This window comes from Mesorhizobium sp. M2A.F.Ca.ET.046.03.2.1 (assembly GCF_003952425.1).
Taxonomy (GTDB): Bacteria; Pseudomonadota; Alphaproteobacteria; order Rhizobiales; family Rhizobiaceae; genus Mesorhizobium.
In genome coordinates, this window is record NZ_CP034449.1 from 4,614,887 (window position 1) to 4,628,118 (window position 13,232).

Consider the following 13,232-nt stretch of genomic DNA (forward strand, 5'->3'; position numbering starts at 1 on the left):
GTCTGGTTTATTCAGCAGTCTTCATTCGCAGGCGCCTCGCTCCCGCCTGCTGGCCTTGCCGCAAATCTTCAGATCGCCAGATGCGTTTCGGGATCGAAGAAATGGAGCTTGGTATCATCCAGGGCCAACCGGATTTCCGAGCCGGAGCGGACTGCGCTTTCCGGTTCGAATTTCGCCACCGCATTCGACGCCAGGCCGAAATCCCTCACCGCGTCCGGGTCGCCTGAATCCACCCGGACCGCGTCGATGTTGAGATGGACGATGTGTTCGGACCCGAGCTCTTCGATCGAGGTCACCTTTGCAGGGATCGTCTGGTATTTGCGGCCGGATTCGAGGCTGCTGTCATAGAGATGCTCGGGCCGGATCCCGAACACGATCTTGCGCCCCGCATACGACCTCAAGCCCGGTCTTCGCTCGAAGGCTGCATCCCGCAGCTGGATGGCGAAGGTGCCGGCCGTCAGTTCGTCGCCCGTCAGCGTCCCTTCGAAAAGGTTCATCGAAGGCGAGCCGATGAAACCGGCGACGAAGGCGTTCACCGGCGATTCATAGAGCCGCTTCGGTGTGTCGACCTGCTGCAGCACGCCGCCTTTCAGCACCGCGACCCTGTCCCCCATCGTCATCGCTTCGGTTTGGTCGTGGGTGACGTAAATAGTCGTCACGCCGAGCTGCTTCTGCAGGCTGGTGATCTCGGCGCGCATTTGCACGCGCAGTTTTGCGTCCAGATTGGAGAGCGGCTCGTCCATGAGAAAAGCAGCCGGCTCGCGCACCATGGCGCGGCCCATGGCGACCCGCTGACGCTGCCCGCCGGAAAGGTTGGCGGGCTTGCTGTCCAGCAGCGACGTCAGCTGAAGGGTCTTGGCGATCTCGTCCACGCGCTTCTTGCGCTCGGCCTTCGGCTTGCCCGCCAGCCGCATCGAGAAGGCGATGTTTTCGAACACCGTCATATGCGGGTAGAGCGCATAGCTCTGGAAGACCATCGCGATGTCACGGTCCTTGGGCGGCATGTCGACGACGTCTATGCCGCCGATGCGAAGGCTGCCGCTGGTGATGTCCTCCAATCCCGCGATCATCCGCAAGGCGGTGGATTTCCCGCAGCCGGACGGCCCAACCAGGATCAGGAACTCGCCATCCTCGATCGACAGGTTCAATCGGTCGATCGCACGAAAACTGTTCCCGTAGGTTTTGCAGATATTCTCAAGAATGACTTCCGCCATATTCCTCCCTCCACAAGTCAAAGCTGATGATTTTTTTTTCACCTTGGCTTTTTGCTTGTGAAAATCTCTCGGGTGGTTTTCAGCTTATGTTCCGGTATCGAGTTGCGCATATTTCAGTTCGACCGCCGATGGCGCGCTCGCCGATGCCAGCAATTGCGTGACTTGGCTGTCGGTCGGAAGCGCCTCGCGTCCGCCGCGCCCGGTTATTGAAAGGGCGGCCGCCGCGGCCGCGAATGCCACCCGGCCCGCGGTGTCGGCTCCGCGCGTCAATGCATGGGCATAGGCGCCATGAAAGCAGTCGCCGGCACCGGTCGAGTCGACGATCGCAACCCGATGCGGAGGCAGGTGCCAGAGCGTTGTCTCCCCGCGCCCGCGATAATAGACGCCCCGGCCGCCGTCGGTCAGGACGACGGCGGAGCGCGACGGCGACCACAATGCATCAAGCATCTCGGCGGGCGAGCGGCGGCCTGTGGCGGTCTGTGCAAAGGCGAGCGGAAGAATGAGATGGTCGCAGAGCTCGATCAGCCTATCGGTGGCTGGCCCGGCGCTCCATTCGATGTCGCCGAGGATCGCGAGGCCGAGATCGCGAGCCCGGGCCACGGCATCCAGCGAGCGGATCGCGTAGCTGTCGACGATCAGGACGCTCGCGCGGCTGAGGATATCTTCCGGAAAGTCCGGTGCGGTGCCCAGCATCGCGTCGTCGTCATAGGCGATGAACCGGTCCCCGTCCGAGCCGACGGTGATGCGCGAGCGTACCGGGCGCGCGTCGGGATGGCGTGGCGCGAACGCGGTTTCGACGCCGCTGGCGACGAGGTCGCACAAGGCGGCATCGTCATCGGCGCTGCCCAGCCATCCGATGAACCCGGCGCTCCCGCCAAGCCGCGCGACGGCGGCAAGGGCCGTCGCGACATTTCCGCCGAAAGCGCGCGTGCTTTGCAGAACCTTCCCCTTGCCCGCCGACAACGGCTGATCGACATAGACGATGTCGTCGATCGCAATGGCGCCGAAGCCGAGGATCGAGGGGACGGCGCGCATCGTTCAGGCGTCCGCCTTCGCAAGCGCTTCTTGCGCCGAAAGCCCGTCATGGATGACGCCCCGAAAGGCAAGCGCTGCCTTCTGAGGATCGCCGTGCCCCCAGAGATTGCGGCCCACCACGGCGCCGCGCGCGCCGGCGCGGATGGCGTCCGCCGTCTGCTGAAGCGCGCCGAGCAGCGTGTCGGTCTTCGGGCCACCGGCGATCACGACCGGCACCGGGCAGGTCCGGACGGTCTCCCGGAACGACTCGAAATCGCCCGTGTAGCCGATCTTGATGACGTCGACGCCGGACTCGTAGCCGATGCGCGCCGCATAGGCGATCTCGTCGGGGGTGAAGATGATCTTTGCCCCGTCGGTGAAATCGCGCGGATAGATATGCGCCACCACCGGCATGCCGTAGCGGGCCGCCGCGTTCACCGAATCGGTCAGCCAGCGTATGTATTTGCCTTCAGTCGCGCCTCGCACCGGAATGGCCACGGCCAACGCATCGGCTCCAGCGCGCACCGCATCCTCGGGCGTTGCAATCAACTCGCTGATGCGGTCGTCCGGGGTAAAGCAGCCGGCCTGGATCACCAGGGCAGCCTTGCCCGCATATTGCGGCCACAGATGGCGCGCGGTGCCGGGCTGGATACTGACGTAATCGGGCTTGCCCGCCATGACGCGGGCCAGCGCGCCGGGCAGATCGGCAAGGCCGCCTTTGCGCACGTCGCCATAGCCGACGAAGTGGTCGACCGCGCCGCCAAATAGATTCCCCGATGGATGCGAAAAGAGGCGCGCGAGGCGCACTTTGGTCCCTAGGCTCATAATTCCCTAATCTCTTGATTTGCAAGGCCGGCGGCCTGTGATACTGGCCATCGTTTTCACATGCTGTATAAAAATTTTACGCGCGTCAAGATTTAAAATGCGCTATAGCGAGTCACGAAAATTGTCCGTCGCCGTCGCGATGGCTTGTCTCGGGCGTCGCCGATTGGGAGGTCGAAAGGGAAATGCAAGCAAATTCAGGAGCGAAGCTCGGTATCGGCATCATCGGATGCGGTAACATCTCGATGACCTATCTGCGCAACGCGGCACTTTTCGCCGGCGTGGAACTGCGCGCTTGCGCCGATATCTCCGCCGAGATGGCTGTCTTGCGCGGGAAGGAATATGGCATTCGCGCGCTCGGCGTCGATGCGTTGCTCGCCGACCCGGAGGTCGATCTCATCCTCAACCTCACCATTCCCGCGGCGCATTTCGACATCTCGTTTTCGGCGCTCTCGGCGGGAAAGCATGTCTTCACCGAAAAGCCGCTCGCCACCTCGGCCAGCGACGGCCGCAAGCTGGTGGGGGAGGCGGCGAAACGGGGATTGCTGCTGGGCTCGGCTCCCGACACTTTCCTCGGCGCCGCCGGACGTCGCGCCCGCCGGCTGATGGACGAGGGCGCGATCGGCCGCGCCGTCACCGGCACCGCCTTCATGATGGGGCGCGGCATGGAGCACTGGCATCCCAACCCGCAATTCTACTACCAGCCAGGCGGCGGCCCGGTCTTCGACATGGGGCCGTACTATCTGACGATGCTCGTCAACCTGCTCGGCCCCGTGACCCGTGTCATGGCGATGGCCACGCGCGGCCAGGAGGAGCGGCTGATCACCGCCGACGGCCCTTACAAGAACACCAGCTTCAGGGTCGGCACGCCGACCAACATCCTGTCGCTGCTCGAGTTCCGCTCCGGCGCCACCGTCACTTTCGGTGCTTCCTGGGATGTCTTCAAGCACTCCAACCACCCCATCGAGCTGCACGGCACCGAAGGGTCGCTCAGGCTGCCCGACCCCGACACTTTCGGCGGCACGGTCTCGCTTTCCGCGCGCGGTGCCGAGTGGACGGATTTCGCCAGCGAAAGCGAGCTCTATGGCGCGCGCAACTGGCCTTATGCGGCGCCGGATCGCGCCAATTACCGCATGCTCGGTGTCGCCGACCTGGCGCGTTCGTTGTCGCAGAAGAGAAAGCCGCGCGCGTCCGGCGAACTGGCGCTGCATGTGCTGGAGATCATGGAGGCCATCCTCGCCTCGGGCGAGAGCCGCAACTCGGTCGCCATCGCCGGCACTGTCGACCAGCCGCCGCTGCTGGGCGAGGACGAGGCGGCGAGCCTGCTGGCCTAAGGCGCTCCCATGCCGACATCGCCCGTATCGCTCGATCCACAGGCGCGGAAGGTCCTCGACCTTGGCCGACAGGCGCATGAGCCGCCCTTCGAGACCGGCACGCCCGAGCAGGCGCGACGCGCCTACGACGAAGGCTTTCCGAGCCTGCAAGGCGAGCGCGAGCCTGTCGCTTCGGTGCGCGAACAAACCATCGCCGGGCCCGGTGGCCGTCTCAACCTTCGCGTTTATCGCGGGCAGGGCGCGCCGGCGGCCGACGCGCCGGCGCTGCTCTACCTGCACGGTGGCGGCTGGGTGATCGGCAATCTCGATTCGCATGACGAGATCTGCCGCTGGTACGCCAACATCGCCGCCTGTGTTGTCGTTTCGCCGGACTACCGGCTGGCGCCGGAGCACAAGTTTCCGGCTGCGGTCGAGGATTGCCGTGCCGTTCTCTCCTTCATGCAGGATATGCCCGGCGGGCTTGGCATCGACGCCAGCCGCATCGCCGTCGCCGGCGACAGCGCCGGCGGCAACCTCGCCGCGGTGCTGGCGCTGCTTGCCCGCGATGACAAATGCCGTCCGACCGCGCAGCTCCTGTTCTATCCCAACACCGATGCCGCCCAAACGGCGGACAGCTATCGCCGCTTCGCCGAAGGTTTCGGCCTGACGGCCGCGACCATGGCCTGGTTCCGCGACCACTATGTCCGTGACGCGGTCGACATCAATGACTGGCGCGTCTCGCCGCTAAAGGCCAACAGCCTTGCCGGCGCGGCGCCGGCCTTCATCGCCATTGCCGGCCATGACATCCTCGCCGACGAGGGCGAGGCCTATGCAAGGCGGCTCGAGATGGACGGCGTCCCGATCGTGGTCAAACGCTGGCCAGGGCAGATCCATGGGTTCGTCTCAATGGGCCGCCATGGTCCGGCGTCGCGTCAGGCGGTCGAGGCTGCTGTTGCGGCCTGGCGCAATTTCGATCCGGCGTTTGAAGGGGTCTAGGCCGATTGGCGCATTACAAGCGTTGCGTCGAGGCTGACCTTTGGCGTCACGGCGGCCGCATCCTCGTCGAGCATCGCAAGCAGCGTCTCGACACTGCGGCCGGCCATGGCGGCGAAATCCTGCGCCATGGTGGTGAGCGCTGGGCAGGTGTAGCGGCTGAGTGGATGATCATCATGGGCTGCGATGCGCAGGTCGCAACCCGGCTTACGGCCCACCTTCAACCCTTTCGAGAAGGCCGCCGCCATGACGCCGAAGGCCAGGCGGTCGTTGGCGCACAGGATGGTCTTGCCCGGCAGGCCGCCATTGCCGAGCAGCTTCTCCGTCTGCTCGTAGCCGATGCGCTCGAACTCCCAAGTATAGTCGTCGGTGTCGCCGAAGACGATCGGCTCGAATCCCAGTCGCTGCATCGAGGCGACATAGCTGCTCAATCGTTCCGCCGAATTGTGATTGACGTGCGGGATGTCGAAATAGACCGGGGCATCGCCGGAACGGCAAAGGTAATCCACGATCGTCGCGACGCTTTTTGCGTTGTTATTGCCAACAAATGGCGTATCACCTTCCAGGAAAGTGTCGAAATAAACAATCGGGATGGTCTGCGTGAGCTTTTCCAGGGTTCTCTGATCGGATCGTTTGCCCAGCGGCGCGATTAGCGCGCCGGATACCTTCAGCGACAAGATGGTTCGGGTGGCTTCAATCTCGAGCTCGGTCGAGCCATGCGAGGAAATGACGACCGGCCAGTAGCCTTCGTCGCGCAGCCTGAGCTCGATGCGGCTGACCATCTCTGAATAGAACGGGTCGGTCACCGTCGGCACGACAATGCCGATGCTGCGCGTGCGCTTGCGATTGAGATTGCGCGCGAAGAGGTTCGGCTGGTAGTCGGACGAGCGCAGCGCATCCTCGATACGCTTGCGCGTTGCCGGCTTGACGCTGGTCGGATCGTCGAAGAATTTCGACAGTGTCGGTCTGGAGACGCCGCAGGAGCGGGCGAAATCCTCCATGGTCTTGTGCGTCATCGACATTCAAAGCCCTCGCGCCACGGATTTCCCGCCTGGTCCATGCGCCGTCCCGGCGCCTTCCATACGGTGCGCCGACCCGGGACTGCAAGTTCAAAAACTTTACAGGAAGCGCTTCAAGTTTCAATTCGCTGACGAAAATTATTGCGTTCGTAAATTTATTAATTGACGTGAAGAAGGACGCGCCTTATTCCGCTTCGAGGTGATGCCACGCGGCAAATGCCGGGAGGCCGTGATGAAGAAGCTGGTTTCCGCCGGCGAGATCCTCGTCGAGATATGGCGGATCGGACCGGCCAGAGCTTTCTCGAACCCGGGCCACTGGTGGGGCCGTTCCCATCCGGCGCGCCAGCGATCTTCATTGGCCAAGCGGCAGCGCTTGGTCAGCCAGCGGGGCTTATCGGGGCCGTCGGCAGGGACGATTTCGGCCAACTGAACATAGACCGACTGCGCCGGCTCGGCGCGGACGTTTCGGCGATCGCCACCCATGGAGGCCACGCAACTGGCACCGCCTTCGTCACCTATAGAGCCGACGCTTCCAGGCATTTCGTCTTCAACATCCGCAACAGCGCGGCGGGCCTGTTGGCCATCGATGATGCCGCAAGACACTTGCTTGCCGACGCCGACCATTTTCATGTCATGGGCTCGTCGCTGTTCTCGGAAAAGGCGACCGACGTTGTGCTCGCCGCGACCGCGGCCGTGAAGGCCAGGGGCGGCACCGTGTCCTTCGACCCCAACGTCCGGCGCGAGATCATGCAGGACACCGGCATGAGCGAGGCGCTCGACAGGGTGTTGGCGCAGACCGACGTCTTTCTGCCAAGCGGCAACGAGTTGCTCCTGTTCTCTTCAGCGGGCGACGAGCAGGGCGTGATCGCCGAGCTGCTTGGTCGGGGCATAGCCTGCATCGTGCTGAAGAGAGCGCTGCCGGCGCCGTCTATCACGATCGCCAGCGCTCGGTCGCAATGCCCGGATTCGCCGTCGAGGAAGTGGACCCGACTGGCGCCGGCGACTGCTTCGGAGCCGCCTTCGTATGCTTCTGGTTGCGCGGCGCCGCACCTGCCGAGGCGCTGCGCATCGCCAACGCCTGCGGCGCGCTGGCCGTGACGCGGAAGGGACCCATGGAAGGCATTCACCGGCTCGCCGATGTCGAGGCTTTCATAGCCGGGGCCGGTACACGCGCATGAGCTCCGCGACCAAGAGACTTGCGGCCATCGGCGCGCGGCGGGCGGCGGGCGGCAAGGGAGGCATCACCTCGATCTGCTCGGCGCATCCGCTGGTGATCGACGCGGCGCTCCGCCACGGCGCGCTGCATGGCGCGGATGTCCTCATCGAGGCGACCTGTAACCAGGTCAATCACGAAGGCGGCTACACCGGCATGGCGCCGGCCGCCTTTCGCGGCCTCGTCGAAACGTATGCCGGCAGGGCCGGTCTTCCCCTCGATCGTCTGATCCTCGGCGGCGACCATCTTGGACCCAATCCCTGGAAGCACGACTCCGCTGCCGGGGCGATGCGGAAAGCGGCCGCGATGATCGACGCCTATGCGGCCGCCGGGTTCACCAAGCTGCATCTCGACACCAGCATGGCCTGCGCCGACGATCCGGTGCCGCTCCCCGACGAGACGATTGCCGCCCGCGCGGCTGAGCTTGCCAAGGTCGCCGAGGCGGCGGTCGCGCGCGCCGGCGGTGAGAAACCCGTCTACATCATCGGCACCGAGGTGCCGGTGCCCGGCGGCGCGCTCGAACCGCTCGAGCACACGCATGTGACCGAGCCTGCCGACGCGCTCCGCACGGTCGAGGTCCACCGCAAGGCTTTCTCTCGCCTCGGCCTCGATGGCGCCTTTGACCGGGTCGTCGGCGTCGTCGTCCAGCCCGGCGTCGAATTCGGCAATGCCGATATCGTCGCCTATGCGACGGAGAAAGCGACTGAGCTGGTCACTGTGCTGGAACGCATGCCGCAATTCGTCTTCGAAGCGCACTCGACCGACTACCAGCCCGCGGAAGCGCTTGGCATGCTGGTGCGTGACGGTTTCGCCATCCTCAAAGTCGGCCCGTGGCTGACATTCGCGCTGCGCGAGGCGCTCTACGGCCTCAGCCACATTGCCGACGAACTGGCGCCCGATCCGTTGCGTGAAACCCTGCCGGCGGCCATGGAGCGCGTGATGCTCGCCTCGTCCGGCAACTGGCAGAAATACTATTGTGGCACGCCCGACGAGCAGCGTCTGCGGCGGCATTTCTCCTTCAGCGATCGCATCCGTTACTACTGGCTGGCGCCGGAAGCGCAGCGCGCAACCGGAGCGGTGCTGGCCGCGCTTGGCGACAGGGAGATTCCCCGCCCGCTGATCAGCCAATATATTGGCCACCTCGATGTCGAGGTCGGCGCGGGCCGCATCAGACCGACCGCGCATGGGCTTCTGCTCGGCAGCGTGACGCGCGTGCTCAATATCTATCGCAACGCCACGAACCAGTAAGCCGTCTTCGCTGCCGGACCTCGGATTTGACTTAGCCCGCGTGGATCTCTCATGGAGGGGCTCGCGCAAGCCGCACCTCTGACAGTGGACAGCAAATCCATTACGGTTCCTTCTTGAACAGGTCCTGGAAGATCAGCGGGCCCCAAGTGCGGCCGCGTGCGTGCACGAGCGCGCCACCCTCGTTGAGCTTTCCCAGCTTGACGGGCGCGAACCCGAGTTGTCTGGCCAAGGCCGCGACGTGAGCGGCCGCGTCCTCGTCGTCGCTCGACAGAAAGACGACCCTGGCCGCCCTCGACGACCGGATCGGTAGCCAGGGTGGCCGCAACCAGGTGATTGAAGCCTTTCGCGAGCTTGGCGCCGGTGAACGCCTTCGCGACGAAAGCGGAGGACGGGAGACCGTCCAGCTCTTCAGGGACCGGAAACGCGTTCGTGGCATCGATGACTGTCTTGCCTTCCCAGCTCGGCAGAGCCTTCGCAACGTCGCAATGATTCCCGAACGGAACCGCCAGGATGATGGTGTCGGCCTCGAGCGCTTCCCGCAGCGACTTGGCGACGACCGTCGGTCCAATCGCCCGGGGTTCCGTTCAGGGTCACGGATGCCGAGGCGCAGATCGTCGCGGTGCGGCAGGGGCTCGGGATGACGACTCTGCCGTGCTTCGTGGGAGATGCCGACCCCCTGCTGGCGAGGGTGCCGGGTACCGACCTGCACATGTACGGAACGCTCTGGCTTCTCACACAGGGAGAGGCACGCAAGACGAAGCGCGTGCGGCTCTTCACGGAATTCGTATCCCGCAGGCTTGCCGCCTACGCTCCGCTTCTCGCGGGATTGTCCGTATCGGGCGACTGATGCCTACCAGGCCGTCGGCGACGCTTGCAATGGACAGGTGCCGCAATCGAACATGCGTGGGACAGGACGCCGACCCCCTCGGTGTTGAGCAACGTCATGGCGAACTATGCGGGTTCCTTACACGGACCAACGACGCTTTGGCCTTGAAGCGCCTGATGACTATTTGAAATCATTGATTATTAGGAAAATTCTGGCTGAGAGAGCGTTTTTCTAACTATCAGTTAAAGCGTTGAATCTATTCGCATTTTCTTATCGCTTGTTACCCAGTTTGTTACACAGCCGCGGATGACCGTTATGCCTCCCGTCCGCCTATGCGTTCGCTATCCCAACTCGTGCAGAAAAGTTGACATGGCGGCGGTCTTTTTCCTCCTCGACGACGCCGTGCGGGACAGCACAGGGGCCCTGCGAGATTCTGTCGATGGCTTCGGAGAGGTCAGCAGCTTCGATCGCGGTCCGGCGATCGGCAGATCTGATGACATGACGCCCTGATAGAGAGGGCGAGAACGCCGGTACAGGTGCGCAATCCGGATGCATCGGGAGTTGAAACTCGCGATGGTGCGCCTTCGGAGCGCAACTTCGTGTCCTGCTCGTGAGCGGCATTCTCTGACGGGTTGAGGCGTGCGGTCATATCTGGAACAAACCTTGGCATCTTGAGGCCTCCTTCAGAGGTTCGACATGAAGCGTGGGCGACGGCTGCCAAGCAGGCTTTCTGCAACTGCGATAGCGCAAAAGGTTTTAACCGACGTCGACCCAGGCAGGGGCGTGATCGCTTGGCTTTTCCCACCCACGAGTCTCGACATCGACACCTGCGGCCATAAGGCTTTCCGCAAGTGACGGGCTCACGAGCAGATGGTCCATCCGCAGGCCTGAGCTTCGGTCGTAGCCGCCGCGATAGGAAAAATTCCAATAGGTGTATATGCCCTTGTCCGGATGGATATGGCGCATCGCATCCACCCAGCCCAAGCTCAGCATGTGCGCATAAGCTTTCCTGCTTTCGGGGAAGAAGACAGCATCGCCCAGCCAACGCCTGGGTACTGCAGCATCTATCTCAGTGGGCACGACGTTGTAGTCACCACAAAGCACGGCGCGCTCGCCCAACAGCGATCGGCTGTAGTCGACGAGACGGTCGAACCAGCGAAGCTTGTAATCGAATTTGGGGCCTGGCGCGGGATTGCCATTGGGCAGATATATGCAGCCGACGATGAGACCGTCGATCTCTGCCTCCAGATAGCGGCTGTGCGTGTCATCGGGATCGCCAGGCAAGCCACGGCGGCGTTCGACCGGATCCTTCCCGCGCACCAATATCGCCACCCCGTTGTAGGATTTCTGGCCGTGCCAGATCGCGCCGAAGCCGGCGTCCCGTATTGCCTCGATGGGAAAATTCTCGTCGGACGTTTTCAGCTCCTGGAGGCAAACAACGTCATAATCGGCCTCGCCAAGCCACTTCAGGAGCACGGGGAGTCGGCCGTTCACACCATTGACGTTGAAGGTCGCGATCCGGGTCATCCCCTCGGCTCCGACGTGGGCAATCCAAATGCCGGACGCCTCGCTCGCGCGGCAAGAAAAAGCCCCGCCGAGAGTTCGACGGGGCCGCATTTCTTAGAGCGGTGTGGTTCGCCGAACACGATCTCGTTCAGCCTCAATGTCGTCATAAGGCTCCGCGGCAGCATCAAATCCTGTCCATCCCCCGGCCTCGTAAGCGCTACGCCGCTCGTCAAGATTGACGGCACGCTCTCCACGCAGGATCCGTTCAGCTTCGCCGGTTAGCCGATCATCCACTCTGGCAGTCACCAGACTGCCGCCGCGGCGCACGCCCTCGGCATAGACATGTGCATCACGTTCCGAAACACCGGATTCCGTGAGCGCCCCGACCATGCCGCCGGCGGCTCCGCCCACCACAGCGCCGCCGACCGCGCCTACAGCCGTAGCTGCTAGCCAACCTGCCGCCACGACGGGTCCCACTCCCGGGATGGCCATGATCCCGAGCCCGGTAAGGAGCCCGCCCGCGCCGCCGACGAGCGCCCCAAGGCCGGCGCCGGCGGCGGCATCTTCACCGGCGTCTGAAGTTTCATCCTGCCGATACCGATTGTCGGAATTGTTGGCCACAATGCTGATGTCGTCTCGCGGCACACCGATCGCTTCGAGTTCGCTTACGGCGTCAGCGGCGTCCTGATAGTCATCGAAAAGTCCGGTGACAGTCGTCATGTTTCACTCCATTTCTGAATGGTTATTGAGCGCCGGCAACAACGTTGCCTTTGAAATCGAGCGCGACGGCAACCTGCTTTCCGTCTTTCTCGGCGGTGCCGCGCCAGATGCCCTGGTCATCCTTCGTCAGGGCGCTGACCTTCGAGAAGCCGGCATCCTGGATCCGCGACTTCGCCTGCGCTTCGGTAAAGCTGTTTGCTCCAGGCACCGGGGCGGATGCGTTCTGGTCTGTGTCTGTCGCCGCAGGTGCGGTGCTGGTCGTTGCCGTACTGTCGGTTTTGCCTGAGGCGATCTTTTCGATCATCTCCTGGTGCATCTTGAGTGTCGGCAGCGTCTGCTGGGCAAATGCCTTCAGTCCCGCGTTGTCGCCGTCGGCCGCATAGTCCTGGAATAGCTTGACCGCGTCGGCATGCGCGTCCTGCTGCATCTTCACGTAGGACTGGTCGGCCGAACCGTTGGCCGATTTCAGCGCCTCAAGATCGCTCTTGTGCTTCGCGTCCGTTTCGGCGGGAATCTGCAGTTTCTGCTCGCCGGCGATCGACTGCAGCTTGGCGTTGGCCGCGCCGTGATCAGTTATCATTTTCTGGGCGAACTCATTGACAGCCTGGTCCTTCGCCTTGCCCTGGACGATCTTGCTGGACTCGACCTCGAAGATCCCGCCTTCGGCAGCCTTGTTGACGAAATCCTGCGCCTTTTCGGCACTGAGCGCCGGATGGGCAAAACCCAAGGCGACGCCCGTGCAGAGCGCGGCCGATAACAAACGCAACTTCATAGATGATGTCCTCTAACGCACTGAATTGTGCTCAGAGGCAAACAGAAGGCCGCCGCGTTTGTTCCAACTCCAACTCGATTTCGGTGTACGCTGATGAGCTTCGCAGCTACGTCGGGCCTAGAGGCTGGGAAGATTTCGATATGCACGGCCTCGTGCGCTGACGGGGCGCAGAACGCGCAGCTCAATTTTCCGGAGCGAAGCTTACGGCCTCGACATTGTGCCCGTCCGGGTCAAGCAAGAAAGCTGCAAAGTAATCCGGCGCGTATTGGGTGCGAATGCCAGGAGCGCCGTTATCGCGACCTCCGGCTGCAAGGCCTGCCTCGTAGAACGCGTGTACCATCGCGCGGGAGCCGGCGCGGAACGCCATGTGGATGGGTCCAGGTGGTGGCCCGAATGCCCCGATCCAGAGACGACCGGAGTAGCCGCCCAACATGGCCCAGCCCTCGCCAGATTCCAGCACGCCAAGATCGAGAGGTGCGAACACTGCTTTGTAAAAGGCGAGCGATTTCTCAAAGTTCCCGACATTGAAGCCGATGTGGTCGAACATGCTCCTATCCTCTGATTGACCCAAC

General features: G+C 63.4%; 12 protein-coding genes and 3 pseudogenes. 6 read left to right on the plus strand and 9 right to left on the minus strand.

Annotated features, from left to right (window positions below; all coding sequences use genetic code 11):
* Positions 1–68 precede the first annotated feature (68 nt).
* The 3 genes from EJ072_RS22050 to EJ072_RS22060 all read right to left on the minus strand — a co-directional run bounded on the left by EJ072_RS22050 (position 69) and on the right by EJ072_RS22060 (position 3,053).
* Complete coding sequence (locus EJ072_RS22050; RefSeq protein WP_126081277.1) at positions 69–1,214, minus strand: ABC transporter ATP-binding protein; 1,146 nt, start codon at positions 1,212–1,214, stop codon at positions 69–71.
* Between the two features lie 84 nt (positions 1,215–1,298).
* A complete protein-coding gene (locus tag EJ072_RS22055) occupies positions 1,299–2,249 on the minus strand; it encodes a PfkB family carbohydrate kinase (protein WP_126081278.1) in 951 nt (316 codons plus the stop codon).
* A gap of 3 nt (positions 2,250–2,252) precedes the next feature.
* Positions 2,253–3,053 carry a class I fructose-bisphosphate aldolase gene (locus EJ072_RS22060; RefSeq protein WP_126081279.1) on the minus strand — a complete coding sequence of 267 codons (801 nt, stop codon included), beginning with the start codon at positions 3,051–3,053 and terminating at the stop codon, positions 2,253–2,255.
* A 182-nt stretch (positions 3,054–3,235) separates the two neighbouring features.
* Between EJ072_RS22060 and EJ072_RS22065 the strand changes: the two genes are divergently transcribed.
* Both EJ072_RS22065 and EJ072_RS22070 read left to right on the plus strand, forming a co-directional pair.
* Positions 3,236–4,384 (plus strand): Gfo/Idh/MocA family oxidoreductase, encoded by a 1,149-nt coding sequence (locus EJ072_RS22065; RefSeq protein ID WP_126081280.1) that lies wholly within the window; start codon positions 3,236–3,238, stop codon positions 4,382–4,384.
* A gap of 9 nt (positions 4,385–4,393) precedes the next feature.
* A complete protein-coding gene (locus EJ072_RS22070) occupies positions 4,394–5,359 on the plus strand; it encodes an alpha/beta hydrolase (RefSeq protein ID WP_126081281.1) in 966 nt (321 codons plus the stop codon).
* Here EJ072_RS22070 and EJ072_RS22075 read toward each other — a convergent pair.
* Entirely contained in the window at positions 5,356–6,378 is a 1,023-nt protein-coding gene (locus tag EJ072_RS22075; protein ID WP_126081282.1) for a LacI family DNA-binding transcriptional regulator, read from the minus strand. The genes EJ072_RS22070 and EJ072_RS22075 overlap by 4 nt on opposite strands.
* Positions 6,379–6,607: 229 nt before the next feature.
* On the opposite strand from EJ072_RS22075, the pseudogene EJ072_RS22080 reads away from it, so the two are divergent.
* Both EJ072_RS22080 and EJ072_RS22085 read left to right on the plus strand, forming a co-directional pair.
* Positions 6,608–7,553: pseudogene (locus tag EJ072_RS22080) on the plus strand (sugar kinase).
* Entirely contained in the window at positions 7,550–8,836 is a 1,287-nt protein-coding gene (locus tag EJ072_RS22085; protein ID WP_126081283.1) for a D-tagatose-bisphosphate aldolase, class II, non-catalytic subunit, read from the plus strand. Before EJ072_RS22080 ends, EJ072_RS22085 begins: the two are co-directional and overlap by 4 nt.
* A gap of 100 nt (positions 8,837–8,936) precedes the next feature.
* On the opposite strand, the pseudogene EJ072_RS22090 reads toward EJ072_RS22085, so the two are convergent.
* A pseudogene (locus tag EJ072_RS22090) lies at positions 8,937–9,411 on the minus strand (NAD(P)-binding domain-containing protein); the annotation flags it as partial.
* Here EJ072_RS22090 and EJ072_RS22095 point away from each other — a divergent pair.
* Together EJ072_RS22095 and EJ072_RS36090 are read left to right on the plus strand one after the other, a co-directional pair.
* A pseudogene (locus EJ072_RS22095) lies at positions 9,399–9,683 on the plus strand (LysR substrate-binding domain-containing protein); the annotation flags it as partial. The pseudogenes EJ072_RS22090 and EJ072_RS22095 sit on opposite strands and share 13 nt — an antisense overlap.
* Before the next feature lie 348 nt (positions 9,684–10,031).
* Positions 10,032–10,172, plus strand: coding sequence for a hypothetical protein (locus tag EJ072_RS36090; protein ID WP_189343070.1), 141 nt, complete (start codon positions 10,032–10,034; stop codon positions 10,170–10,172).
* 246 nt (positions 10,173–10,418) lie between these two features.
* On the opposite strand, the gene xth is transcribed toward EJ072_RS36090, so the two are convergent.
* The 4 genes from xth to EJ072_RS22120 form a co-directional block, all read right to left on the minus strand.
* Entirely contained in the window at positions 10,419–11,189 is a 771-nt protein-coding gene (xth, locus tag EJ072_RS22105; protein WP_126081285.1) for an exodeoxyribonuclease III, read from the minus strand.
* Positions 11,190–11,282: 93 nt separating this feature from the next.
* The gene (locus EJ072_RS22110) at positions 11,283–11,888 is read right to left on the minus strand and encodes a general stress protein (RefSeq protein WP_126081286.1); all 606 of its coding nucleotides are present in this window, start codon (positions 11,886–11,888) and stop codon (positions 11,283–11,285) included.
* Positions 11,889–11,910: 22 nt separating this feature from the next.
* Complete coding sequence (locus EJ072_RS22115) at positions 11,911–12,660, minus strand: DUF4142 domain-containing protein (RefSeq protein WP_126081287.1); 750 nt, start codon at positions 12,658–12,660, stop codon at positions 11,911–11,913.
* 181 nt (positions 12,661–12,841) lie between these two features.
* Positions 12,842–13,207 (minus strand): VOC family protein, encoded by a 366-nt coding sequence (locus tag EJ072_RS22120; RefSeq protein WP_126081288.1) that lies wholly within the window; start codon positions 13,205–13,207, stop codon positions 12,842–12,844.
* Between the last annotated feature and the right edge of the window lie 25 nt (positions 13,208–13,232).

Coding starts and splice junctions, on each gene's coding strand:
- EJ072_RS22110 (WP_126081286.1), bottom strand. CDS start 11,888: ATGACGACTGTCACCGGACTTTTCGATGACTATCAGGACGCCGCTGAC.
- EJ072_RS22075 (WP_126081282.1), bottom strand. CDS start 6,378: ATGTCGATGACGCACAAGACCATGGAGGATTTCGCCCGCTCCTGCGGC.
- EJ072_RS22055 (WP_126081278.1), bottom strand. CDS start 2,249: ATGCGCGCCGTCCCCTCGATCCTCGGCTTCGGCGCCATTGCGATCGAC.
- EJ072_RS22065 (WP_126081280.1), top strand. CDS start 3,236: ATGCAAGCAAATTCAGGAGCGAAGCTCGGTATCGGCATCATCGGATGC.
- EJ072_RS22070 (WP_126081281.1), top strand. CDS start 4,394: ATGCCGACATCGCCCGTATCGCTCGATCCACAGGCGCGGAAGGTCCTC.
- EJ072_RS22050 (WP_126081277.1), bottom strand. CDS start 1,214: ATGGCGGAAGTCATTCTTGAGAATATCTGCAAAACCTACGGGAACAGT.
- EJ072_RS22060 (WP_126081279.1), bottom strand. CDS start 3,053: ATGAGCCTAGGGACCAAAGTGCGCCTCGCGCGCCTCTTTTCGCATCCA.
- EJ072_RS22115 (WP_126081287.1), bottom strand. CDS start 12,660: ATGAAGTTGCGTTTGTTATCGGCCGCGCTCTGCACGGGCGTCGCCTTG.
- EJ072_RS22085 (WP_126081283.1), top strand. CDS start 7,550: ATGAGCTCCGCGACCAAGAGACTTGCGGCCATCGGCGCGCGGCGGGCG.
- EJ072_RS36090 (WP_189343070.1), top strand. CDS start 10,032: ATGGCGGCGGTCTTTTTCCTCCTCGACGACGCCGTGCGGGACAGCACA.
- EJ072_RS22120 (WP_126081288.1), bottom strand. CDS start 13,207: ATGTTCGACCACATCGGCTTCAATGTCGGGAACTTTGAGAAATCGCTC.
- xth (WP_126081285.1), bottom strand. CDS start 11,189: ATGACCCGGATCGCGACCTTCAACGTCAATGGTGTGAACGGCCGACTC.